We start from the raw sequence: 22,171 nt of genomic DNA, 5'->3' as shown, positions 1-22,171 counted from the left end.
GGCGCCGGGCGGCGGTGCGTCAGGGGCCGGTCAGGGCCTGGCCGGAAACTGTCTGCGTCCATATGTTCGGACGGGCCGACAGTCACCGCACCGCTGCCGATAGGCTGGGCGGATGACGCGAGCCGAGCAGCCAACGGTCGTGAGCCCCACCTCCGACACACTTGCCGCAGACTCACGCGAGCGCGCCGTACGGGCACTGTTGCGTATTCCTCCGCTGAAGCGGTTGTGGAGCGCCCAGCTCGTCGGCGGTATCGGCGATGCACTCGCCCTTCTCGTGCTGGTGCTGCTGTCGCTGCAAGCGGCGGTCCTTGAGGGCTCATTCGGCACCGGATACCGCGGGGCGGCCTTCGCCGTCGCCGCCGTCTTCGGTGCCCGGATCCTTTCCACCCTGTTCTTCGGAGCCGTACTCCTGGGACCCCTGACGTCCCTCACGGGGCCCGGCGGAAAGCTGGACCGGCGATGGCTGATGATCGGGGTGGACGGGCTGCGCCTGGCGCTCCTGGTCGTCGCCCCGCTGTGGATCGACTGGACGCCCGACAAGGCGCTCATGATGATCCTCATCACCGTCTTCGTGGCCGGTGCCGGTGAGCGCCTGTGGGCCGTGGCCAAGGACAGCGCCGCCCCGGCGCTGCTGCCCGGCCCGCCCCTCGAAGGCGCGGCCGTACGCCCCCTGCCCGACCACCTCGACGCCCTGCGCCGGCTGTCGCTGCGGACGAACTTCCTCGCCGTGCCCGCCGCCGCGGTGGTCCTGCTGGCCGCGACGCTGGTCGGCAACCTCCTCGGCTCGGGCCTGGAGTGGTTCTCCTTCCACCAGGCGGCCCTGGGGTCCTATGTCGCGGCGGGGCTCTTCTCCGCCTCCATCTCCACCCTGTACTTCCTACAGTTCCCCGCCGACCGGACGCCCCGGCCGCGCTCCCCGCTGGAGGGCCTGCGCCGCCCCGGCACCGGCACCGGCCCCGACAAGGGCCGAACCGGCGCCGTCCCCCTGCTGGTCGCGGTCTGCGCCTCCGTCGCCGGCGCCGTCGCCGCCGCGGCGGCCGTCACCGTCCTGCACGCCTACGACCTGGGCGGCGGGCCTGCCACCTTCGCGCTGCTGATCCTCGGACTGACCGGCGGCACCGCCCTCGGCATCCGTACGGCACGCCACGTCCTGCCGACCCTGTCGCGCCGCCGTCTGCTGGTGCTGGCCGTCATGGTCACCGGTCTCGCGCTCCTCGCACTCGGCCTGGTGCCGGACACCGCGACCGGGATCGCCATCGCCCTGCTCGCCGGTTACGCCGCCGGGGTCGCCGCGAACACCGGGCACACCCTGATCGACCAGGAGACCGAGGCGTTCCGGCAGGCCCGGACCACCGAGCACCTCCAGGCCGTCGTCCGGGTGCTCGTCGCGCTCGGCGCGGTCGCGGGACCGCTGCTGGCCGCCGCGATCGGCCGGCACCGGCTGGTCGCCGGTGACTTCGTCTTCGCCCACGGCGGGGCCGCCTTCACCCTGATGCTGCTCGGCGCGCTGCTGCTGCCCGTCGCCGCCTTCGTCCTCGCCAGGACGGACGACCGGGCGGGCGTGCCGCTGCGCCGGGACCTGCGCGAGGCGCTGCGCGGCGACGAACCGGCCGTCGCGCCCTCGGCCACCGGCTTCTTCCTCGCCCTGGAGGGCGGTGACGGAGCGGGCAAGTCCACCCAGGTCGAGGCGCTCGCCGACTGGATCCGGTCCAAGGGCCACGAGGTCGTCGTCACCCGCGAGCCCGGGGCCACCCCCATCGGCAAGCGGCTGCGCTCGATCCTGCTCGACGTGTCCTCCGCCGGTCTCTCCAACCGGGCCGAGGCCCTGCTGTACGCCGCCGACCGCGCCGAGCACGTCGACTCCGTCGTCCGCCCGGCGCTGGAGCGCGGCGCGATCGTCATCTCCGACCGCTACATCGACTCGTCCGTGGCCTACCAGGGCGCGGGCCGGGACCTGGCCCCGACCGAGATCGCCCGGATCTCGCGGTGGGCGACGAGCGGCCTCGTACCGCATCTGACGGTGCTGCTGGACGTCGACCCGGCGACCGCCCGGGAGCGGTTCACGGAGGCGCCGGACCGGCTGGAGTCGGAGCCGGCGGAGTTCCACGAGCGGGTACGGTCCGGGTTCCTGACCCTGGCCGCGGCCGACCCGGCCCGCTATCTGGTGGTGGACGCCGGCCAGGAGCCGGAGTCGATCACCACGGTCGTACGCCACCGGCTCGACCGGCTCCTTCCGCTCTCCGAGGCCGAGATCGAGGCCATCGAGGAGGCCCGGCGCAAGGCCGAGGAGGAGGCGCGGCGCAAGGCGGAGGAAGAGGCCGCCCGCAAGGCCGAGGAGGAGCGCCTGGAGAAGGAGCGCCAGGAGCAGCTCGCCCGGCTGCGCGCCGAGGAGGAGGAGCGCAAGCAGCGCGAGCTGGAGGAGGCCCGCCGCCGCGAGGCCGAACGCCAGGCGGAGGAGGCCCGGCAGCGCGCCGAGGAGGCCCGCCGCCGCGCCGAGGAGGACCGGCTCCGGCTGGAGGCCGAGGAGCGGGTCCGCGAGGCCGAGCAGGAGCGGCTGCGGCTGAAGGCCGAGGAGGAGGCCCGGCAGCGCCAGGAGGCCGAGGCGCAGCGGCTGGAGAAGCAGCGCAAGGCCGAAGAGGCCCTCCTGCGCGCCGAGGAGGCCCGCCGCCGGGCGGAGGCCGAGGCGGCCGTCCGTACGGAGGCGGCGCGGGCCGAGGCCGAGCGAGCGGAGGCGGAGCGGGCGTCGCGTTCCCGTACGGATTCCCGTACGGAGACGTCCTCGCGCTCCGAGGGCGCATCGGGGCCGACGGTGCCGGAGAACGAGATCACGGTCCCCACGCCGATCGTGAACCCGAACGAGATCACGCAGCCGGTGCCGACGGCGCGACCGGAGGACGACGGTCCTTCGGGTTCCGGTTCCGCGGGTTCCGGTCGCTCGGGTTCCGGTTCCTCCGGGTCCGGTTCCTCGGGTTCCGGTTCGGCTTCCGGGGACGACGAGACGGCGATGCTGCCGCGCTTCACTGACCAGCGGTCGGCGGGGACGGCGGGACAGGCGGGATCGACAGGACCCTTGGGTCCTCGGCAGGCCCGGGACGCCGATGAGACCGCTGTGCTGCCGCCGGTGCGGGACGACCAGCCGTCCGACCGGGTGCCCCAGGGCTTCTTCCGGGACGAGAGCCCGGCGCCCTCGCCCGCGGAGAACGAGAACGAGCGCACCCGGGAACTGCCGCAGGTCGAGGACCCGAACGCCCCGGCCCCGGACCGGCAGCAGCGGGCCCGCAAGCGCCCCCGCTCGGACTGGGCGGAGGAGACCCCGCTGGACGACCTGCCGACCCTGGCGGACGAACTGCTCGGCGGCCAGGACGACGAGGGCCGCGGCGGCAGGGGACGCCGCCCGCGCGGCTGACGCGCCCGCCGCGGCGCCGCAGTGACGTACCGGCCCGTCCGTCCCTCCGGGGGCGGGCGGGCCGGGCTGTCAGTGGCGTCCCCCACAATGGAGAGCGACCAATGGAGAGCGACGACGCACCGCGGTTCGCGGGCCGTGCACGACACCACCGGAAGGGCGGTGACCCATGACCGTATGGGACGACCTGGTCGGACAGGACCGGGTGCGGGAACAGCTCGCCGCTGCCGCCCGGGACGCCGATGCGCTGGTCACCGCCGTGTCCGACGGCAAGCCGCTGGACCAGGGCTCGAAGATGACGCACGCCTGGCTGTTCACCGGACCGCCCGGTTCCGGCCGGTCGACCGCGGCGCGGGCGTTCGCCGCCGCGCTCCAGTGCACGAGCCCGGACCGGGCGCTGGGCGGGGCTCCCGGCTGCGGCTTCTGCGACGGCTGCCACACGAGCCTGGTCGGTACGCACGCCGACGTCGAGGTCATCCGTACGGACCTGCTCTCCATCGGTGTGAAGGAGACCCGGGACCTGGTCAGGCGCGCCCAGCTCTCCCCGGCGGTCGGGCGGTGGCAGGTCATCGTCATGGAGGACGCCGACCGCCTCACCGAGGGCGCGGGCAACGTCCTGCTGAAGGCCGTCGAGGAGCCCGCCCCGCGCACGGTCTGGATGCTGTGCGCCCCCTCGCTCGAAGACGTGCTGCCCACGATCCGTTCCCGCTGCCGGCACCTCACCCTGAGCACCCCGCCGGTCGAGGCCGTGGCCGATGTCCTGATCCGCCGCGACGGCATCGACCCCGAGCGGGCGCACAACGCGGCGCGCGCCACCCAGGGGCACATCGGGCGGGCCCGCCGCCTCGCCACGGACGAGCGGGCGCGGGCGCGGCGGGCGGCGGTGCTGAAGGTTCCGCTGCGGGTCGCCGACGTGGGCGGCTGCCTCAAGGCGGCCCAGGAGCTGATCGACACGGCGACCGACGACGCCAAGCAGCAGGCGGAGGAGGTCGACGCGAAGGAGACCGAGGACCTCAAGGCGGCGCTCGGCGGGGTGGCCGGCGGCCGGATGCCGCGCGGTACGGCGGGGGCGATGAAGGAGCTGGAGGACAAGCAGAAGCGCCGCAAGACGCGTACGCAGCGCGACAGCCTGGACCTGGCGCTGACCGAACTGACCGGGTTCTACCGCGATGTGCTGGCGCTCCAGTTGGGTTCGAAGCTGGCCATCGCCAATGTCGATGTGCAGGACTCCCTCGACCGGATCGCCGAGTCCTCGACGGCCGCGCAGACCCTGCGCAGGATCGAGTCGGTGATCGCCTGCCGGGAGGCGATGGACCGGAATGTGGCGCCGCTGCTCGCGGTGGAGGCGATGACGATGGCGCTGCGCGCGGGCTGAGGTCTCCCGGGGCCCGCTCAGCTGCGGGGCCCCATTTCGCTACGGGGCCGGGACCCTGTTCACCCGAATGAGCAGGGAATCGTACGACTCGTCACCCGGCGGATACGCTCCCTGAATGGATACCAGGCGCCTGCTCCGCACCTTCGCCATCGGGATCGGCACTGCCGGCCTGCTCATCTCCGGCTGCAGCGGCAGCGGCTCGTCGCCGACTGCCTCGGCCACCGGCACCGCGGCCCCCGAGGGGCTGTCGTCGTACTACACGCAGAAGCTGAGCTGGCGCGACTGCGGAGTGGAGGGGTTCGAGTGCACGACGATGAAGGCGCCGAAGGACTACGACAAGCCGGACGACGGGGACATCGAGCTCGCCGTCTCCCGTAAGAAGGCCACGGGCCCGGGCAAGCGGATCGGTTCACTGCTGGTGAACCCGGGCGGCCCCGGCGGCTCGGCGATCGGCTATCTCCAGGGGTACGCGGCACTCGGCTACCCCGCCCCGGTGCGGGCCCGCTACGACATGGTGGCCATCGATCCGCGGGGCGTGGCCCGCAGCGAGCCCGTCGAGTGCCTCACGGGGAAGGAGATGGACACCTACACCCAGGTCGACCAGACCCCGGACGACGACGCGGAGGTCCGGAAGCTCACCGCCGCCTTCGAGAAGTTCGCGGCGGGCTGCGAGAAGCGGTCCGGCGAGATCCTCCCGTACGTCTCCACCGTCGACACGGCCCGCGACATGGACGTTCTGCGCGCCCTGCTCGGCGACGAGAAGCTGCACTACGTCGGGGCGTCGTACGGCACCTTCCTGGGCGCCACGTACGCGGACCTCTTCCCGCAGCGGGCGGGGCGCCTCGTCCTGGACGGGGCGATGGACCCGTCCCTGAAGGCCATCGACATGAACCGGGACCAGACGGCGGGCTTCGAGGGGGCCTTCCAGTCCTTCGCCGCCGACTGTGTGAAGCAGCCGGACTGCCCGCTCGGCACCACGAGCACCGCCGACGCGGCAACCGCCCTCAAGCAGCTCTTCAAGGACCTGGACGCGAACCCGATCCCGACCGGCGACGACCGCGAGCTGACCGAGTCCCTGGCGACCACCGGGGTGATCGCCGCGATGTACGACGAGGCGGCCTGGCCGCAGCTCCGCGAGGCGCTGGAGGGTGCGCAGCGCAGCGACGGCTCCGGCCTCCTCTCGCTGGCCGACAGCTACTACGAGCGCGAGCCGAGCGGGAAGTACGCGAACCTGATGTTCGCCAACGCCGCCGTGAACTGCCTCGACCTGCCGCCCGCCTTCGACGGCCCCGACGCGGTCGAGAAGGCGGTCCCGGACTTCGAGAAGGCCTCCCCGGTCTTCGGGCGCGGCTTCGCCTGGGCCTCCCTGAACTGCGCGTACTGGCCGACGAAGGCCACCGGCACCCCGCACCGCACCGAGGCGAAGGGCGCCGCCCCGATCGTCGTCGTCGGCACCACTCGCGACCCGGCCACCCCGTACAAGTGGTCCGAGGCCCTCGCGGAGCAGCTCTCCTCCGGCACCCTGCTCACGTACGAGGGCGACGGCCACACCGCGTACGGCCGGGGCAGCGACTGCATCGACACGGCGATCAACACGTACCTCCTGGAGGGCACCGCGCCCACCGACGGCAAGAAGTGCACCTGACCCACTCTGACCAGGACAAACGCCTCCGGGGATGCCGTGTACGGAGCATCCCCGGAAACTGTGTAGACTTGGCTCCGCTGCTGATCGCACCATAGTGCGACAGGGCGTGCCGCCTTAGCTCAGTTGGCCAGAGCAACGCACTCGTAATGCGTAGGTCTCGGGTTCGAATCCCGAAGGCGGCTCCACGAAGAACCAGGTCAGACACCTTCTGGCCTGGTTTTTTTGTGTCCCGCGATCTTCTCCCGTCAGGTGCGGCGTGCGGACGGCTCAGCAGTGGATCTTGTGGATCCGAGGAGCACGGCTGTGGGTAGGTGATGGCAGGGTGTTCGAATGGCTCTGCTTGCTGCTATCAGCCATCCGCAGCGGCTGCGGGTCATAGCCGAGTTCGCTGACGGCAGGGTTTACGTCAGCGAACTGGCACGCCGTCTGGGCATGTCCCGACCGCTCCTCCATCTGCACCTGGAACGCTTGGAAAAGGCCGGTCCGGTGGTGGGCACCCTGGAGCGGGGCGAGGACGGGACCTCACTGAAGTACTTCGAACTCAGCCTGTTCAAGCTCCACTTGAACCTGGCTGATCCCGACGGACTCGACAGTGTCGACGAGACGGGATCGGGTGTGGACACAAGTGGCTCCTTCTGCGCGGCTGGGTCCGTGAACAGGGCCGCGGGCTGTTCCGGGGAGTGATGACGGCGGCGGGGGCGTGGCCGGTGGCCGCTCGCCCGTGCGTAGTCCGTATGGACATGGGGTGCGCGTGGACGGGGGCGCGAGAGTCGCCGTGGACGTCGTCGTCCCGTGAGCGAGGAGCCCCGCAATGACCGAGATTGATGGAGGTCTCCGCGAGACGGGAGCCGTCCACATCTGGCACGGCCGGGTGCGGGACCAACTGCCGCCCTCCGACCTCGCCGTACTCGCCGACGATGAGCTGGGCAGGGCTCTTCGGGCGGGTGGAGTCCGGTCGGCACACTACGCGGGAGTGCGCGCGGCCGTCCGGCGTGTCCTGGGAGATCACTATCTGGGGCTGCCGCCGTCCGCTTCGGCCGCCAGGCGTGCCCGCTGTACGGATCCGGCGCACGGGGCGCCCCCGTCTCGAGCACCCGGCGCCCTCCTCGACTTCAGTCTCTCCAGGTCGGGTCCGCACTGGCTGCTCGCCGTGACGGCCGGGGCGAAGATCGGCGTCGACAACGCGCCTCTCGACTCCGCCGTCGGCGTCGCCGACGTGGCCCTGACCGAGGACGAGCGCGCACGGATGCGGGGCCTGGAGGCAGGTGACAACAGTTCTTGGTACCTGCTAACTTCTCTTTGCATGTGCTGGGTGCTGCTATGAAAACGCCTCTGCCAAGCGGAGACGAACTGGTGTTGACGCTGGCGACGCTGGCCAATCCGCACCGTCTGCGGGTGGTAGCGGTGCTTGCCGGCGGACGTAAGTACGTGAGCCAGTTGGCTCGGGACATGGGGATCAGCCGCGCGCTTCTCCAGGTCCACTTGAAGAAGCTGGAGGCCGCGGGACTTGTGTCTGCGCAGATGGAGATCTCACCCGATGGGAAAGCCATGAAGTTCTACGAGGTGACGCCGTTCGCGGTCCACCTGACGCCTGAATCGATCGCGGCCGTGGTGCCGGAGATGACCGGCGCCGGCACGGCCCGTGCGCGAGACGAGAAGGGGACTGTCTGATGAGCGGGACTGACTGGCAGGAAGTGTTCGGCGTCATCGGGCTGTTCACGCTGATCACCGTGGTGGTGTCTGTGATCATCCGCCAGCTCGGCGCGAGCTGGCGCGCCAAGGCGGTGCTGGCCCGTGAGGAGGAGTACCGCAAGCTGGCCGAACAGTCCCTCGTCGCACAGCAGCTGACTGAGCGTCACCTCGCTGATATGCAGAACCGTATGGAGTCGCTGGAGCGGATCCTCAAGGAAGTCGAATAGCGCTCAGTTGCAGGACTGGGTCGCCGAGCGGCAACTCGGCGACCCAGTGTTCGGAAGGCATGTCCCTCGCCGGCGGGCGAGTTTTCCCTGGATACGCTCCTCCACGCTTAAGGAGAGCAGCCCATGCTGCGCAAAGGCAAGTTAAACCGAAGGGCCCCGGAAGGCGAAGAGGGGGAGCGCGTGAAACGGGCTCCCCTGCCGGTCGGACCTCCCCGTGGGGTCGTGGAGTCCGTCGCCGGATGGTCGGTCCGGCACAAGGCCCTTGCCATCACCGGCTGGTTGGTACTCGTGGTCGTCGCGATCCTGTCCAGCGCGCTGATCAGCGGACCCGAGGCCCGCTCCCTCGACCCCGGTGACGCGGGCAAGGCGCAGCAGATCGTGCGCACCGAGGACAACGGTGACTCCGTCCGCGAGAGCGTGCTGTTCCAGTCACGCGAGGACGAGGGACCCAAGTTCACCGAGAGCACCGAACTGCAGGGTGCGGCCGAGGAGTTGGTCAGCAAACTGCGCGGCACCGGCGATGCGGTCCGCGCGATCGGATCGCCCGCGGGAGCCGACGGCGAGCGATGGGTGTCCGAGGACGGCCGGTCCGGTCTGGTGACCTTCGAAATGGACGGGCCGATCGAGAAGCAGAAGGAGAACTACAACGAGGCCGTCGCCGCCCTGAAGGAGGTGCAGGACAACAACCCGGACCTACGGATCGTGCAGGCCGGTGACCGCAGTCTGAACGCGGTCGTCGACGACGCGATCAAGGACGACTTCGCGAAGGCCGAGTTCACGTCGCTGCCCCTGACCCTGGTGATCCTGCTCGTCGTCTTCGGCTCGCTGATCGCCGCCGGTATCCCCCTGCTGCTCGCCGCGACCGCGGTCATCGGCACCTTCGGCCTGCTGCAGACCGTCGGACAGTTCGTACCGGTCAACAGCGCCGCCTCCTCCATCGTCCTGCTCATCGGCATGGCCGTCGGCATCGACTACTCGCTGTTCTATCTGCGCAGGGAGCGGGAGGAACGGATCGCGGGACGCGACACCCAGGACGCCCTCGCGATGACGGCCCGTACGTCCGGTCACGCCGTGGTGGTTTCCGGCCTCACCGTGATGGTCTGTGTGTGCGGCCTCCTCTTCTCCGGGCTCGACGTCTTCAAGGGGCTGACGGCCGGCACCGTGATCGTCGTGGGTCTCACGGTGATCGGCTCCATCACCGTGCTGCCGGCGGTGCTCGCCGCCCTGGGGCACCGCGTCGACAAGGCCCGCATCCCCTGGCTCGGCAAGCGCAGGACCGTCGCACGCGAGTCGCGGACCTGGTCCGCGGTGGCCCGCACCGTGGTGCGCCGCCCCGCTCTGACCGGTGGAATCGCCGCTCTCGTCCTGGTGGTCATGGCCCTGCCCATGCTCGGCATGAAGCTGCAGGACCCCGCTACGACCGACAGCCTGCCGCGGAGCGTCGCCCCGGTGGACGCCGCGGTCCGGATGAATGACGCCTTCCCGGGTGCATCGAGCCCCGCCCGTGTCGCGATCGCCACCGACGACGGCTCGAGTGCCGACACCCCCGCTCTGCGGACGGCGATCGACGCCCTGCACGAGCAGGCGGCCACCCCCGGCAGCGGGATCGCCGAGCCGATCACCTCGGTCGAGGTCGGTGACGTGGTGGTCGTGCGCGTACCGCTCATCGGCAAGGGGACCGACGACACGTCGAACGAGTCCCTGGAAAAGCTGAGGGGCACCGTGCTGCCCGCGACCCTCGGCACCGTGGAGGGCATCGATTACGCGGTCGGCGGCAAGACGGCGATGCCGTACGACTTCGCCAACCAGCTCAACAGCCGGTCCGTCGCGGTCTTCGTCTTCATCCTCGCCCTGGCCTTCGTCCTGCTGGTCGTCGCCTTCCGCTCCTGGACCATCCCGCTGGTGTCGATCCTGCTCAACCTGCTCTCGATCGGCGCCGCCTACGGCGTGCTCACCTGGGTCTTCCAGAGCGGGCACCTCGGCTCGCTGCTGGGCTTCACGGCCTACGGGGGCGTGGTCGCCTGGCTGCCGCTGTTCATGTTCGTCATCCTCTTCGGGCTGAGCATGGACTACCACATCTTCATCCTCAGCCGGATCAAGGAGCGGTGGGCCGACGGGGCCAGCTCCGACGACTCCATCGTCGGCGGCATCAGCAGCAGCGCGGGCGTGGTCACCAGCGCCGCCGTGATCATGACGGCCGTCTTCACCGTGTTCGTCAGCCTCACCGCCATCGAGTACAAGATGATGGGCGTCGGCATGGCGGTCGCCATTCTCATCGACGCCACCGTCGTCCGAGGAGTTCTCCTGCCGGCCGCCATGGCGCTCCTGGGGGATCGCGCCTGGTCCTCCCGGCTCGGCAAGCAGCGCGGAGCCGCCTCGAGGCCCATCGGCGAACAGACCCCCGAACCAGTACGTCCCGTCAGCGGTTCCCCCTGCGATAGGCGGGACGTACTGTCCTCTCCCGCTCCTCGCGGGCGATGAACCAAACGCTCAGGCCCGGGAGTTCGGCAACCGCCGACTCCCGGGCGGAGCGATTCGCGTCGTGAGGATCCCCGATGGCCGAAGAGCGGGACGACTACCAGACCTAGCACGTTGTGATCACGACGAGGAGCAGGCGGGCAGCTCATCACCGGACCCGGAACCTTCCCCCGCATCGGCTGCGGCCTCTGCCGTTCCGGATGTCTCGGGTGGTACCGGAGACCGGCCACGGAGCCGGCCCCGGCGTCGTGCCTGGGCCGTCGCGGCCGTCGTCGCCGTGCTGGCCGCAGGGGGCACCACCGCCTTCCTCAACCGCGACCCCGGAGGCGCCGACGCCCGGGGCGGAGACGCCGCCGCGCCGCCCGCCGCCAGTGACGGCCTCTCCGGCGACCCGGCCGTCCCCGCCGGAAAGGACGACGGCGAGGACGGCTCGAAGGGCAGCGGGAAGGACAAGGACAAGGGGGACGGGAAGGACAAGGGAGGCACGGACGAGGAGCAGGGCGGAGGAGACGGCGGCGACTCCGGCGGCGGGCAGGGCGACGGGGGCGGCGACGGGTCCGGCTCCGGCGAAGGCGCGTCCTCGGGCGGGGGCGAGGGGGCCGGAGCGTCCGGCGGCAGCGGTACGCAGGGCGGGTCCGGTTCGTCCGGGTCAGGGGGATCCGGCGGTGCCGCGAAGCCGCCCGCCCCGGACCCCGCGCCCGACGGCCGGCTGCCGCAGCACTTCGTCGGGACCTGGTCCAACGCGTCCCAGTACGACGTCCTCCAGCCGCACACCGTGGTCATCCGGCGAGTGTCGCCCGGGCAGTCCGCGGTGACCCTCATCGCCGACGTACAGGGGTCGGGGCACTGCGAGTACACGGCGAAGCTCAGCTCCGTGTCCGACGGCGGGAAGCGGATCGACGTCGGTACCGCCGTGGTGGACAAGGCCCGTTCCGGCGCGATGTGCCGCGACACCGACCCCTCGTTCTTCACCGTCGCCGGGTCCGGCATCCTGCACGACGTCGGGCCCGCCCACGGCAGCGGCTATCGCTACAACCGCGCCTGAGCGGGCCCGTCGGTCCGGTGCTCCGATCGCCTCGATCGGTCAGTCCGGCGCTTCGCCCGGGTACGCGTTCTCGAACGCCGCGTGGAACAGCGCCGTGACGTCCTGGCCCGTGAGGCCCTCGGCGCGGGCCTGGGTCAGCCAGTCGGTGAGGGCGGTGCGCAGCGGGGAGTCGGGGCCGGACTGGGGCTGGGCGAGGGTGCGGGTGATGAACGTGCCCGCCCCCTGGCGTACTTCGGCGAGGCCCATGCGCTCCAGTTCGCGGTAGGCCTTGAGGGTCGTGTTGGGGTTGACCTTCGTGGTCGCGGCGACCTGGGCCGCGGTGGGCAGCCGGTCGCCCTCCTCCAGCGCGCCCATGCGCAGCGCCTGCTCGACCTGCCGGACGATCTGGAGATAGGTCGCCACCCCACTGCGCCGGTCGATGCGGAACACGACCACGGACTTCACCTTCCGCTCGATTGCCGACACTTTACGTAGGGGAGGGGGCGGTGGGTCACAGCGGGCGGCGCGAGGTCCACCAGAGGGTGAACGCCGTGAGCAGGACCGTTCCGGCGAGCAGGATGCCTGCCGCGAGCCACTGCATCCCCGCCATCTGGTTGTAACCGATGTACTCGATCACGTCGTTGACGATGCCGTGCTCCTTGATGCACGCATTCGTCGCCTTCTCGGTCGCCTCGGCGCAGCGGCCCCAGTTGTACAGGGTGCCGTCGGCGCTGCCGACCCAACGGTCGACCTCGTACGCGTCGTTGAAGCGGGCCGGGAGTTCGCTGTCCATCGGGTACGTGAACATCTTCGGGGAGCCGAGCCGCACGCGGACCTCGTCCCAGACGAACAGGGTGGTGACCGCGGTGAAGAGGAACGCGCCCACCATGGCCGGGAGCACCCGGCGGACCAGGGCGCCGATCGTGATGCCGGCGGCGGTGAGGAAGAGCAGGAAAGCGGGGAGGACGGGGCCGGTGTTGTCGAAGATGACGCCGTCGATCCACTCGCTGAGGAAGAGCGAGCGGTGCGGCTTCCACCACCAGGTGAACAGTGCCGAGACCACCAGGCCGGAGACCAGCGCGAGGGTGTAGGCCAGGCCCAGCTTGGCGATCAGCCACTGGCGGCGGGTCACCGACTGGGTGGTGACGAGCTGTGCGGTGCCGTTCTCCTGATCGCCCGCGATCAGCGGGGCGCCGATGAAGACGGCGAGGATCAGCGGCAGGCCGTTGATGATGCTGGTGATGTAGTTGTAGCCGCGGTTGTTGTCCATCGGGCGGCCGGGGTCCTTCTCCGGCCAGCCCTTCGCGTCGAGCAGCTGCACCAGCTCGTGGCGCTCGTACGCGATCCAGAGCGCGGTGAGCAGCGTGAGGCCGAGGACACAGGCCAGCGCGACCCGGTGCTGGCGGACGACGAGCCAGGGCAGGCCGCGCAACAGGCGTCGGCCGGAGCCGGGTTCGGAGGGCTTCCCGGGCTTCTCGGTGAGGGTCGAGGTGCTCATGCTGCCTGGGTCCCTTCGGCATCGACGCGGGCGCCCTGGGTGTAGAGCGGGGGCGCGTCCGGGGAGCGGAGATGGGCGAGGAGGACTTCTTCCAGGGAGGGTTCGGCCCTCTCCCAGTCGGCCGGGAGCGGGCCCCTCGGCCGGACCATCGCCTGGAACTGCCTTCCCTGGAGGCGGGATTCGACGATCGTGTGAGCGGCCAGCTCGGGCGGCAGCGAGCCGTCCCGGGCCACCCCGGTGACCAGGGTGTGGGCCGGTACGAGCGCGTCGGCGTCACCGGCCATGCGGATCCGGCCTTCGGAGACGACCAGCAGGTAGTCGCACATGTCCTCCAGCTCGGTCAGCATGTGCGAGGACATCACCACCGTCGTGCCGCGCTCGACGGCCTCCGCCATCAGCAGGGTGCTCATCTCGTCCCGGGCCAGCGGGTCGAGGTCCGACATCGGCTCGTCCAGGAGCAGCAGGTCGGGCCGCTTGCCGAAGGCGAGCGCGAAGGCCACCCGGGTGCGCTGGCCGCCGGAGAGCGTGCCGACCCTCGCGTCCATCGGGACGTTGCCCGCGCGGACGATCCGGTGCGCCGCCGCCGCGTCCCAGCCGGGGTTCAGCTCGGCGCCCATCCGCAGCGTCTCCGCGACGGTGAACCGCTTGAACAGCGGCTTGTCCTGGCCGAGGAACGCGACCTGGGGCAGGACGGCGGGGTCGTCGACCGGTACGCCGAAGACGCGCAGGTCGCCGGTGGTCGGCTGCACCTGCCGGGTCGCCAGCCCGAGCAGGGTGCTCTTGCCGGCTCCGTTCGGGCCGACCAGACCGCAGATGCGGCCGGCCGGGATCCGGAAGGAGCAGTCGCGCAGCGCCCAGCCGCGCCGGTAGCGCTTGCCCAGGCCGCGGGCCTCCAGGGCCCAGTTGCCGGACGTCGCGTTCGGGGTGCTCGTGTCTGCCACGCGCCTCACCTCGGTTTCGTGATCCGTGACCCGTTGGTCCGTCATCATGATTCCATGAATCAATTAATGGAATCATGGAGTCGTGAGGGAATGACTGTCAAGCCGGGGTGGTGGGTGCGTGCGTGGAGTGCGGGGCGCGTGGGGGTCAGCCGCGCAGGAAGGCCAGGACCGCCAGCACCCGTCGGTTGGTGGCGTCCGAGATGTCCAGGTCGAGCTTGGTGAGGATCGAGCCGAAGTGCTTGCTGACCGTGCCCTCGCCGACGTGCAGCGCCTCGGCGACGGACGCGTTGGACCGGCCCTCCGCCATCAGGGCGAGCACCTCCAGCTCACGGGCGGTGAGCCGGGCCAGCGGATCGCGGCGGTGCCGGATCAACTGCCGTACGACCTCGGGGTCCACCACCGTGCCGCCCTCGGCCACCCGGCGCAGCGCGTCGGCGAACTCCTCGACGTGGCCGATGCGCTCCTTGAGCAGGTAGCCCACCCCCGTACCGTCCGAGGTGGCCAGCAGGTCCTCGGCGTAGGCGCGCTGGACGTACTGGCTCAGCACCAGGACCGGCAGCCCCGGCAGCTTCCCGCGCAGCTCGACGGCGGCCCGCAGACCCTCGTCCGTGAAACCGGGCGGCATCCGGACGTCGGTCACCACGATGTCCGGGCGGTGCTCCAGGGTGGCGGCGTCGAGCTCATCGGCCGTGCCGACCGCGGCCAGGACCCGGTGCCCGAAGCGTTCCAGCAGGCCGACCAGGCCCTCGCGCAGGAGCACACTGTCCTCGGCCAGTACGACGCGCAGCATCAGGTCCTCGAATCCGCGGGCGGGCAGGGAACCTCCAGCCGGAACACCGTCGGCCCCCCGGGCGGACTGGACAGTAGCAGGGCTCCGCCCAGCACCGAGAGGCGATCGGCCACGCCCTGGAGCCCGGTCCCGCCACTCGCGTCCGGGGCCGCGCCCGCGCCGGGGTCCGCGACCGCTCCGCCGCGCCCGTCGTCCTCGACCGCCACGGCCAGCCGCCCGTGCGCGGCCTCGCCGGTCACCGTCACCCGGGTCGCCCCGCTGTGCTTCGCCACGTTCGTCAGCGCCTCGCTCACCGCGAAGTAGACGGCGGTCTCGACGGCTTCGAGCAGCCGGTCCGGCACGGTCAGACGCACGTCGACCGGTATCGGGGAGCGGTCCGCCAGGTCCTCGACGGCGGCCACCAGCCCCCGGTCGGTGAGGACTTGGGGATGGATTCCGTGGATCAGCTCCCGGATCTCGACCAGTGCGGCCGACGCCTCCTCGTGCGCCCGCTCCAGCAGGCCACCCAGGGGCTCGGCCGGCTTCTCCAGCCGGGCGAGGCCCAGCGTCATGGAGAGCGCCACCAGCCGCTGCTGCGCGCCGTCGTGCAGATCGCGCTCGATACGGCGGCGTTCCGCCTCGAACGCGTCCACCAGCCGCATCCGCGACCGGTCCAGCTCCGCGATCCGGGAGTCGAGCGCGGCCTCCGGCGGGGAGAGCAGGGCCCGCGTCAGTACGGCGCGGCCCCGGGCGACGAACCTCAGCGGCCAGGTCAGCACAGGCAGCAGCACCACCCCCGCCACCAGCACCGCGAACGCCTCCGGCCAGGAGCCGGCGAGCCAGAGCTTCAGGACCCGCGCCTCCTCGTCCCCGCCCACCGCCATCATCACCGGCGTCCCGATCAGCCCGCCGCACACCAGCAGGACCGCGCCGACCGCCAGCGCCTCCAACGGCCACAGCACGAACGCGAAGAGCAGCGCGTACGCCAACTCCCGCCAGGTGCACGGCTCCTGGAGCCGGGTCCGCAGCCAGGACGCCAGACCCGGCGCGGACGGTTCGCGGTGCGGATCGGCGAGCGGCACCGGGTCGATCAGCCGGAGCCTGCGCCGCTCCAGCGCGGCCAGCGGGATGCCGGACAGGACGAGCGTCAGCAGCAGCGGCACCCCGATGACGAGCACGGCCAGCGCGCTGCCCGCACCGGCCAGCAGGAGCAGCGCGACCAGCGTCACGGCCCCGAGAGGCACGCTGGTCAGCAGGTACAGCGTGGCCCGGAGGGGGGTGGGCGTGGATCCTGTTGCTGATGACGGGGGCGGGCTGGGGGTGAGCATGCCCGGCACGTTACGAGACAGATTTCCCGGTCGGCCACCCTGCTCCCTGCCGCCTCATGGTGGAGCTGGCTCCACCATGAGGACTCCCTCCCGCTGCGATGTGCGGTGCGAGCGCCGCCGGTTGAGTTGAGGCCATGAATCCAGCAGCGACTACCGACCCGGCCGCGGCCGTCCGGCTCCGGTCCGTGACCCGTTCCTACGATGGCGGCGGCCGAGGCGGCAGCGTCGTGAAAGCGCTCGACGATGTCAGCCTGACCATCCGTCGCGGTACGTTCACCGCCGTCATGGGTCCCTCCGGCTCCGGCAAGTCGACGTTCCTGCACTGTGCCGCGGGCCTGGACCGGCCGACCGCCGGCCGGGTGCTGCTCGGCGACACCGATCTGACCGGGCTGAGCGAGGCCCGGCTGACCCGGCTGCGCCGCGAGCGGATCGGCTTCGTCTTCCAGGCGTTCAACCTGCTGCCCTCCCTGACCGCCGCGCAGAACGTGGCCCTGCCGCTGAGGCTCGCCGGGCGCCGGCCGCGCAGGGCGGAGGTGCTCGACGCGCTGGACCGGGTCGGACTGCGCGACCGGGCCCGCCACCGGCCCGGCGAGCTCTCCGGCGGCCAGCAGCAGCGGGTGGCCGTCGCCCGCGCCCTGGTCACCCGGCCCGACGTGCTCTTCGGCGACGAGCCGACCGGCGCCCTGGACTCCACCGCCGGGCGTGCGGTGCTCGGCCTCCTGCGCGCGATGACCGACGACGGGCGGACCGTGATCATGGTGACCCACGACCCGGTCGCCGCCTCCTTCGCCGACCGGGTCCTCTTTCTCGCCGACGGCCGGGTCAGGGACGAGCTGGACGCGCCTTCGGCGGAGCGGGTCGCCGCGCGGATGGCGACACTCTCCGGTCCGGAGCTCCAGGCGGTGGTCCCGTGCTGATGCTCGCGCTGCGCGGGATCCGGCTGCGCTGGGTCACCTTCGTCGGGTCGTTCCTGGCCCTGGTCCTGGGCGTGGGGCTCATCGCCGCCACCGGGCTCGCCCTCGCCGCGACGTTCGACGCGCCGGAGCGGGGGCCCGAACGGTTCGCCGCCGCTCCCGTCGTCGTCCGGGCCGACGGGCTCCTGCGGGTCGACACCCCGACCGGGACCCGGACCACGCCCCTCGACCGCCCCGGCCCGGTACCGCCCGGCATCGCCGCTCAACTGGCATTCCTCGGACGGACGGTGGAGGACCGCTCGTTCCCGTCGGACATCATGGATCCGCACCCAGGTCAGGACGACGACGCCCGGGTCGGACACCCGTGGTCCGTCGCCGCTGCCGCCCCGTACCGCCTGGCCACCGGCCGCGCCCCCGCCGCCCCCGGCGAGGTCGTCGTCACCACCGGGTCCGGCGGCCCCCGGCTCCGTACCGGGGACCGCGTCCGGGTCCGTACCCCGGCCGGGAGCGAGGCCCGGACCGTCGTCGGCACCGTGGCCGGCCGGGGCTTCGAGGACGCCGTCTTCTTCACCGACGGCGAGGCCGCCCGGATCTCCCCGGACATCGACGCCCTGGCCGTGCACGCCGCCGCCACCGCCGTACGCGACGCGCTCGGACCGGACAGCGGCATGGACGTCCTCACCGGCCACGACCGCCGCCACGCCGATCCCGACCCCGACCGCGACGCCCGGGCCCTGGTCTCCGTCAACGCGCTGCTCGGCACCGCCGCGGGCATCACCCTGTTCGTCTCCGCCGCCGTCGTGGCCTCGACGTTCTCGTACGCCGTGGCCGGGCGGCGGCGGGAGTTCGGGCTGTTGCGCACCGTCGGTGCGACGCCCGGCCAGATCCGCCGTACGGTGCTCGCCGAATCGGTCCTCATCGGGGTGGCGGCCTCGGCGGCGGGCACCCTGCTCGGCGCCGGGGGAGCGCCCCTGCTGGTCCGCCGGATGACGGAGGCGGGCCTCGCCCCGTCCTGGTTCGCCCTCGGGGATCCGTCCTGGCCGCTGCACACCGCCTTCTGGACCGGGGTGTCCGTCGCCACGGCGGCGGCCCTCGTCTCCTGCCACCGGGCCGGGCGGACCGCCCCGACCGAGGCACTGCGCGAGGCGGCCGTCGACAGCCGCGTGATGCCGGTGAGCCGCTGGGCGGCCGCCGTCCTCGTCCTGCTCCTCGGACTGGGCCTGCCCGCCCTCGCGTTGGCGACCGACCCCGGTGATCTGCTGGGCCGCAAGTCCTACGTCACCCGGCCCATGATCCTCATCGTCGGCTGCGCCCTCCTCGCACCGGTCCTCGTGCGCCCGGTCGGCCGGCTGCTGACCTGGCTGCCCGCGCGGCTGCCCGGCGCCACCGGCGTACTCGTCCGGGAGAACACCGCCGCCGGGGTCCGCAGGACCGCCGCCGTCGCCGCGCCCGTCCTCATCACCGTCGCCCTCGCCGCCTCCCTGACGGGCACGGTCGCCACGCTGGAGGAGGCCAGGGCCACCGAGGCGCGCACCGCCACGACCGCCGACTTCGTGGTGACGCCGGGACAGGAGGGCAGGCCGCTCGCCCCCGCCTTCCTGGAGCGGGTGCGGGACATCGACGGGGCCGTGGTCAGCGCCTCGCGGTCCACGGCCGTCACGGTCCTGGAAGAGGACACGGCCCTCGTCTCCTCCGAGGCCCGCGCGGTCGACCCCGCCCGGCTGGCAGCCGTGGCGAAGCTGCCCGTGACGGCCGGGCGGCTCGCCGACCTCGACGACGACGCGATCGTCGTCAACGAGGAGTGGCTGACCACCCGGGTCGGCGACCGGGTCACCGTCTGGCTCGGCGACGGCAGCGAGAGGTCGTTGCGGATCGCCGCCGTCCTGGCCACCGGCACCGGCGACAACGGCGTCTACGTCACCCCGCGCAACGCCGGGGGCGCGGACGTCGACCGGATCGACGTCGAGGTCGCTCCGGGCGGCGACCGGCGCGCCGTCGCCGCCGCGCTGGACACCGCCGCGGCCGACACCGGTACGCGGGTGGCGACCCGCGCGGAATGGCTCGCCCCGACCGCACCCGGCCCCGACGACCACACCCGCACCGGGCTGCGCATGATCCTCGGCATCGCCCTGCTCTCCACCGCGACCGCCCTCGCCAACACCCAGGTCATGGCCACCTCCGGCCGGGGCCGCGATCTCGCCGTGCTCCGCCTCGCCGGGGCCACCGTCCCGCAGGTCCTGCGGCTCGTCGTCGCCGAGGCGGTGGCGGCGGTCGGGGTGGGTGCGGTGCTCGGGGGTGTGGTCGCCGCGGTGAACCTGCTGGTGGTGCGGGGCGCGCTGGCGCTGCTGGGCGTCACGTCCGCCGTCGTGGTGCCGTGGGCGATGCTCGGCCTCGTCGTCGCGGCGGCCGCGCTCCTGGCCGCGGGCTCCGCCGTCCTGCCGGCCCTGTCCGCCCTGCGGACCCGGCCGGTCGAACTCGCCGGATCCCGTGAGTAGTCGCCCCGAAGGGTGTCTCGCCCCGAAGGGTGTCGGGCGCCGGGGCGAGCACGCTCGTGCTCCCTCCGCCCAGGGCTTAGGCTCGCCCCATGGGCAGTCACCCGGAACGTCTTCCGAACCCGACCACCCCGGCCGGCCGCGAGGGGCTCGACGCCGTTCTCGCCCGGCCGGATCGCGCGGTCGTCGCCCTCGACTTCGACGGCACGCTCGCCGACATCGTCCCGGACCCCGAACAGGCCCGCGCTCACCCCGGCACCGTCGAGGCGCTCGCCGCGCTCGCGCCGAAGGTCGCCGCGATCGCCGTGATCACCGGCCGCCCGGCGGGCGTCGCCGTGCGCTACGGCGGCTTCGCGGGCGTCCCCGGTCTGGAGCACCTCGTCGTGCTCGGACATTACGGGGCCGAGCGCTGGGACGCCGTGACCGGCACGGTCCACGCCCCCGCCCCGCATCCGGGCGTCACGGCGGTGCGCGCCGAACTCCCCGGCGTTCTGCACGAGTTCGGGGCCTGGAACGACACCTGGACCGAGGAGAAGGGGCAGGCCGTCGCCGTCCACACCCGGCGGGCCCAGGACCCGCAGGCGGCCTTCGAGTCACTGCGCGGGCCCCTCGGCGAGCTGGCGGCGAAGCACGGGCTGATCGTCGAACCGGGGCGTCTCGTGCTGGAGTTGCGGCCCCCCGGCATGGACAAGGGCGTCGCGCTCGCCGGGTTCGTCGCGGAGCTGGACGCGGAGTCCGTGATCTACGCGGGCGACGACCTCGGGGACCTCGCCGCGTTCGCCGCGGTGGAGAAGCTGCGCAGCGAGGGGCCGGACGGCATTCCCGGTCTCCTGGTGTGCAGCGGCAGCGCCGAGGTGCCCGAACTGGCCGAGCGCGCCGACCTGTCGGTGCCGGGCCCGGCCGCGGTGGTGGACTTCCTGGCGGCCCTGGCGGACCGCCTGTAGGCCAACCCCTTCACTCCTGCCGCAGCGCCTCCAACTGGTCCAGGAACCACCGCTGCGGCGGGAGCGCGGTCGCCGCCTCCGCCAGCCGCTTCGTGCGCCCCGAGCGTTCGTCCCCGCTCATCGTCAGCGCCTCGTGCAGGGCCTCCGCCGTGCCCGTCACGTCGTACGGGTTCACCACGATCGCGTCCTCGCCCAGCTCCCCGTACGCCCCCGCCTCCCGCGACAGCACCAGCGCGCAGCCGTGGTCCGAGACGACGGGGACCTCCTTGGCGACCAGGTTCATGCCGTCGCGGATCGGGTTGACCAGGGCCACGTCCGCCAGCCGGTACGCGGCCAGCGAGCGGGCGAAGTCGTCCTTGACGTGGAGGACGACCGGCGTCCAGCTCTCCGTGCCGTACTCGCCGTTGATCTCCGTGGCCAGCGACTGGACCGCCGCCGTGTAGTCCCGGTAGACGGCGAGGTCCTGGCGGGAGGGGTAGGCGAAGGCGATGTGGACGACGCGCTCGCGCCACTCGGGGCGGGTCTCCAGCAGCGTGCGGTACGCGTGCAGGCCGCGCACGATGTTCTTGGACAGCTCGGTGCGGTCCACCCGCACGATCGTCTTCCGGTTCTCGCCCACCTGCTCGCGCAGCGCCGCCATCCGCTCGTCCACGTCCGCCTCGTGCGCGCGGCGGCGCAGGAAGTCCGCGTCGGCCCCCAGGCCGTGCACCCCGATCCTGGTCCGGCCCGTGCCGCCGAGGATCTCCGTACAGCAGCCGATGAACGCGTCCGCCCAGCGCCGGGTCAGGAACGCGGCCCGGTCCGCGCCGAGGATGCCGCGCAGCAACTGCTCGGCGATGTCGTCGGGCAGCAGTCGGAAGTAGTCCACGGGCGCCCACGGGGTGTGCGAGAAGTGGCCGATCCTCAGGTCCGGGCGCAGTGCGCGGAGCATCCCGGGGACCAGGGCCAGGTGGTAGTCCTGGACGAGGACCGCCGCCCCCGGCCCCGCCTCCTGGGCCAGCGCCTCGGCGAAGGCCCGGTTGTACGTCTCGTACGCCGCCCACTGCCGCCGGAACTCCGTGTCGAAGACCGGCTCGACGGGCGTCTGGTAGAGCAGGTGGTGGACGAACCACAGCACCGAGTTCGCGATGCCGTTGTACGCGTCGGCGTGCACCTCGGCGTCGATGTCGAGCATCCGGACGCCCGGCTCACCGACTCCGCGGCGCACCGCCTCGCGGTCCCCGTCGCCGAGGGCCGCGCAGACCCACAGCTTGTCGTCGACGGCGCTCAGCCCGGAGACGAGACCGCCGCCGCCGCGCTTGGCGTCGAGCGTCCCGTCCTCGCCGAGCGTGTACGTGACCGGGCCGCGGTTGGACGCGACGAGGACCTGGGCGGTGGACGGGCCGGTGGCTTCGGCATGCTCGGTGACCATGTAGCGGAACCTAGCCCGTGGGGGGTGCCG

The 22,171-nt window shown here is 72.5% G+C and carries 18 protein-coding genes and 1 tRNA gene; 13 read left to right on the top strand and 6 right to left on the bottom strand.

What is annotated here, in order from left to right; genetic code table 11:
• Positions 1-112 precede the first annotated feature (112 nt).
• From tmk to IE134_RS04215, 10 genes are all read left to right on the top strand, one after another.
• Positions 113-3,406: a dTMP kinase gene (tmk, locus tag IE134_RS04260; protein WP_189429621.1), complete on the top strand. Its 3,294-nt coding sequence runs from the start codon at positions 113-115 to the stop codon at positions 3,404-3,406.
• Positions 3,407-3,572: 166 nt separating this feature from the next.
• Positions 3,573-4,778 (top strand): DNA polymerase III subunit delta', encoded by a 1,206-nt coding sequence (locus IE134_RS04255; RefSeq protein WP_030718345.1) that lies wholly within the window; start codon positions 3,573-3,575, stop codon positions 4,776-4,778.
• Positions 4,779-4,893: 115 nt separating this feature from the next.
• Positions 4,894-6,423, top strand: a complete 1,530-nt coding sequence (locus IE134_RS04250) for an alpha/beta hydrolase (protein ID WP_098893798.1) — start codon at positions 4,894-4,896, stop codon at positions 6,421-6,423.
• 108 nt (positions 6,424-6,531) lie between these two features.
• Positions 6,532-6,608 (top strand) — tRNA-Thr (locus IE134_RS04245).
• Between the two features lie 145 nt (positions 6,609-6,753).
• Complete coding sequence (locus IE134_RS04240; RefSeq protein WP_189429620.1) at positions 6,754-7,107, top strand: ArsR/SmtB family transcription factor; 354 nt, start codon at positions 6,754-6,756, stop codon at positions 7,105-7,107.
• A 127-nt stretch (positions 7,108-7,234) separates the two neighbouring features.
• Positions 7,235-7,747, top strand: coding sequence for a 4'-phosphopantetheinyl transferase family protein (locus IE134_RS04235; RefSeq protein ID WP_189429618.1), 513 nt, complete (start codon positions 7,235-7,237; stop codon positions 7,745-7,747).
• Positions 7,744-8,094, top strand: coding sequence for an ArsR/SmtB family transcription factor (locus IE134_RS04230; protein WP_098016874.1), 351 nt, complete (start codon positions 7,744-7,746; stop codon positions 8,092-8,094). The genes IE134_RS04235 and IE134_RS04230 overlap by 4 nt, the downstream gene beginning before the upstream one ends.
• On the top strand, positions 8,094-8,342 hold the full coding sequence (locus IE134_RS04225; RefSeq protein WP_097880593.1) for a hypothetical protein: 249 nt from the start codon (positions 8,094-8,096) through the stop codon (positions 8,340-8,342). The genes IE134_RS04230 and IE134_RS04225 overlap by 1 nt, the downstream gene beginning before the upstream one ends.
• Before the next feature lie 180 nt (positions 8,343-8,522).
• The gene (locus IE134_RS04220) at positions 8,523-10,823 is read left to right on the top strand and encodes an MMPL family transporter (RefSeq protein ID WP_229823306.1); all 2,301 of its coding nucleotides are present in this window, start codon (positions 8,523-8,525) and stop codon (positions 10,821-10,823) included.
• Positions 10,824-11,097: 274 nt separating this feature from the next.
• On the top strand, positions 11,098-11,865 hold the full coding sequence (locus IE134_RS04215) for a hypothetical protein (protein ID WP_229823305.1): 768 nt from the start codon (positions 11,098-11,100) through the stop codon (positions 11,863-11,865).
• A 39-nt stretch (positions 11,866-11,904) separates the two neighbouring features.
• On the opposite strand, the gene IE134_RS04210 is transcribed toward IE134_RS04215, so the two are convergent.
• The 5 genes from IE134_RS04210 to IE134_RS04190 all read right to left on the bottom strand — a co-directional run bounded on the left by IE134_RS04210 (position 11,905) and on the right by IE134_RS04190 (position 16,380).
• Positions 11,905-12,309 (bottom strand): GntR family transcriptional regulator, encoded by a 405-nt coding sequence (locus tag IE134_RS04210; RefSeq protein WP_030718352.1) that lies wholly within the window; start codon positions 12,307-12,309, stop codon positions 11,905-11,907.
• A 46-nt stretch (positions 12,310-12,355) separates the two neighbouring features.
• Positions 12,356-13,342 (bottom strand): ABC transporter permease, encoded by a 987-nt coding sequence (locus tag IE134_RS04205; RefSeq protein WP_126931059.1) that lies wholly within the window; start codon positions 13,340-13,342, stop codon positions 12,356-12,358.
• Entirely contained in the window at positions 13,339-14,283 is a 945-nt protein-coding gene (locus IE134_RS04200; protein WP_030718356.1) for an ABC transporter ATP-binding protein, read from the bottom strand. The genes IE134_RS04205 and IE134_RS04200 overlap by 4 nt, the downstream gene beginning before the upstream one ends.
• Before the next feature lie 145 nt (positions 14,284-14,428).
• Positions 14,429-15,073, bottom strand: a complete 645-nt coding sequence (locus IE134_RS04195) for a response regulator transcription factor (protein ID WP_030718361.1) — start codon at positions 15,071-15,073, stop codon at positions 14,429-14,431.
• Positions 15,073-16,380: a sensor histidine kinase gene (locus IE134_RS04190; protein ID WP_229823303.1), complete on the bottom strand. Its 1,308-nt coding sequence runs from the start codon at positions 16,378-16,380 to the stop codon at positions 15,073-15,075. Before IE134_RS04190 ends, IE134_RS04195 begins: the two co-directional genes overlap by 1 nt.
• 134 nt (positions 16,381-16,514) lie before the next feature.
• Between IE134_RS04190 and IE134_RS04185 the strand changes: the two genes are divergently transcribed.
• The 3 genes from IE134_RS04185 (at position 16,515) to otsB (ending at position 20,730) form a co-directional block, all read left to right on the top strand.
• Entirely contained in the window at positions 16,515-17,297 is a 783-nt protein-coding gene (locus tag IE134_RS04185; RefSeq protein ID WP_030718363.1) for an ABC transporter ATP-binding protein, read from the top strand.
• Positions 17,291-19,789 carry an FtsX-like permease family protein gene (locus IE134_RS04180; protein ID WP_189429612.1) on the top strand — a complete coding sequence of 833 codons (2,499 nt, stop codon included), beginning with the start codon at positions 17,291-17,293 and terminating at the stop codon, positions 19,787-19,789. The genes IE134_RS04185 and IE134_RS04180 overlap by 7 nt, the downstream gene beginning before the upstream one ends.
• Before the next feature lie 89 nt (positions 19,790-19,878).
• Complete coding sequence (otsB, locus tag IE134_RS04175) at positions 19,879-20,730, top strand: trehalose-phosphatase (protein ID WP_030718372.1); 852 nt, start codon at positions 19,879-19,881, stop codon at positions 20,728-20,730.
• A 10-nt stretch (positions 20,731-20,740) separates the two neighbouring features.
• Here the strand turns inward: otsB and IE134_RS04170 are convergent, their stop codons facing one another.
• A complete protein-coding gene (locus tag IE134_RS04170) occupies positions 20,741-22,141 on the bottom strand; it encodes an alpha,alpha-trehalose-phosphate synthase (UDP-forming) (RefSeq protein ID WP_189429610.1) in 1,401 nt (466 codons plus the stop codon).
• Between the last annotated feature and the right edge of the window lie 30 nt (positions 22,142-22,171).

The sequence above is a fragment of the Streptomyces rubiginosohelvolus genome (genome assembly GCF_014649875.1).
Lineage (GTDB): Bacteria > Actinomycetota > Actinomycetes > Streptomycetales > Streptomycetaceae > Streptomyces > Streptomyces rubiginosohelvolus.
Note: the sequence above shows the minus strand (reverse complement) of the source record. Positions and strands in the feature narration are given on the sequence as shown.

Excerpts from the sequence above, each read along its gene's own strand:
- tmk (WP_189429621.1), top strand. The coding sequence starts at position 113 with ATGACGCGAGCCGAGCAGCCAACGGTCGTGAGCCCCACCTCCGACACA.
- IE134_RS04255 (WP_030718345.1), top strand. The coding sequence starts at position 3,573 with ATGACCGTATGGGACGACCTGGTCGGACAGGACCGGGTGCGGGAACAG.
- IE134_RS04250 (WP_098893798.1), top strand. The coding sequence starts at position 4,894 with ATGGATACCAGGCGCCTGCTCCGCACCTTCGCCATCGGGATCGGCACT.
- IE134_RS04240 (WP_189429620.1), top strand. The coding sequence starts at position 6,754 with ATGGCTCTGCTTGCTGCTATCAGCCATCCGCAGCGGCTGCGGGTCATA.
- IE134_RS04235 (WP_189429618.1), top strand. The coding sequence starts at position 7,235 with ATGACCGAGATTGATGGAGGTCTCCGCGAGACGGGAGCCGTCCACATC.
- IE134_RS04230 (WP_098016874.1), top strand. The coding sequence starts at position 7,744 with ATGAAAACGCCTCTGCCAAGCGGAGACGAACTGGTGTTGACGCTGGCG.
- IE134_RS04225 (WP_097880593.1), top strand. The coding sequence starts at position 8,094 with ATGAGCGGGACTGACTGGCAGGAAGTGTTCGGCGTCATCGGGCTGTTC.
- IE134_RS04205 (WP_126931059.1), bottom strand. The coding sequence starts at position 13,342 with ATGAGCACCTCGACCCTCACCGAGAAGCCCGGGAAGCCCTCCGAACCC.
- IE134_RS04195 (WP_030718361.1), bottom strand. The coding sequence starts at position 15,073 with ATGCTGCGCGTCGTACTGGCCGAGGACAGTGTGCTCCTGCGCGAGGGC.
- IE134_RS04190 (WP_229823303.1), bottom strand. The coding sequence starts at position 16,380 with ATGCTCACCCCCAGCCCGCCCCCGTCATCAGCAACAGGATCCACGCCC.
- IE134_RS04185 (WP_030718363.1), top strand. The coding sequence starts at position 16,515 with ATGAATCCAGCAGCGACTACCGACCCGGCCGCGGCCGTCCGGCTCCGG.
- otsB (WP_030718372.1), top strand. The coding sequence starts at position 19,879 with ATGGGCAGTCACCCGGAACGTCTTCCGAACCCGACCACCCCGGCCGGC.
- IE134_RS04170 (WP_189429610.1), bottom strand. The coding sequence starts at position 22,141 with ATGGTCACCGAGCATGCCGAAGCCACCGGCCCGTCCACCGCCCAGGTC.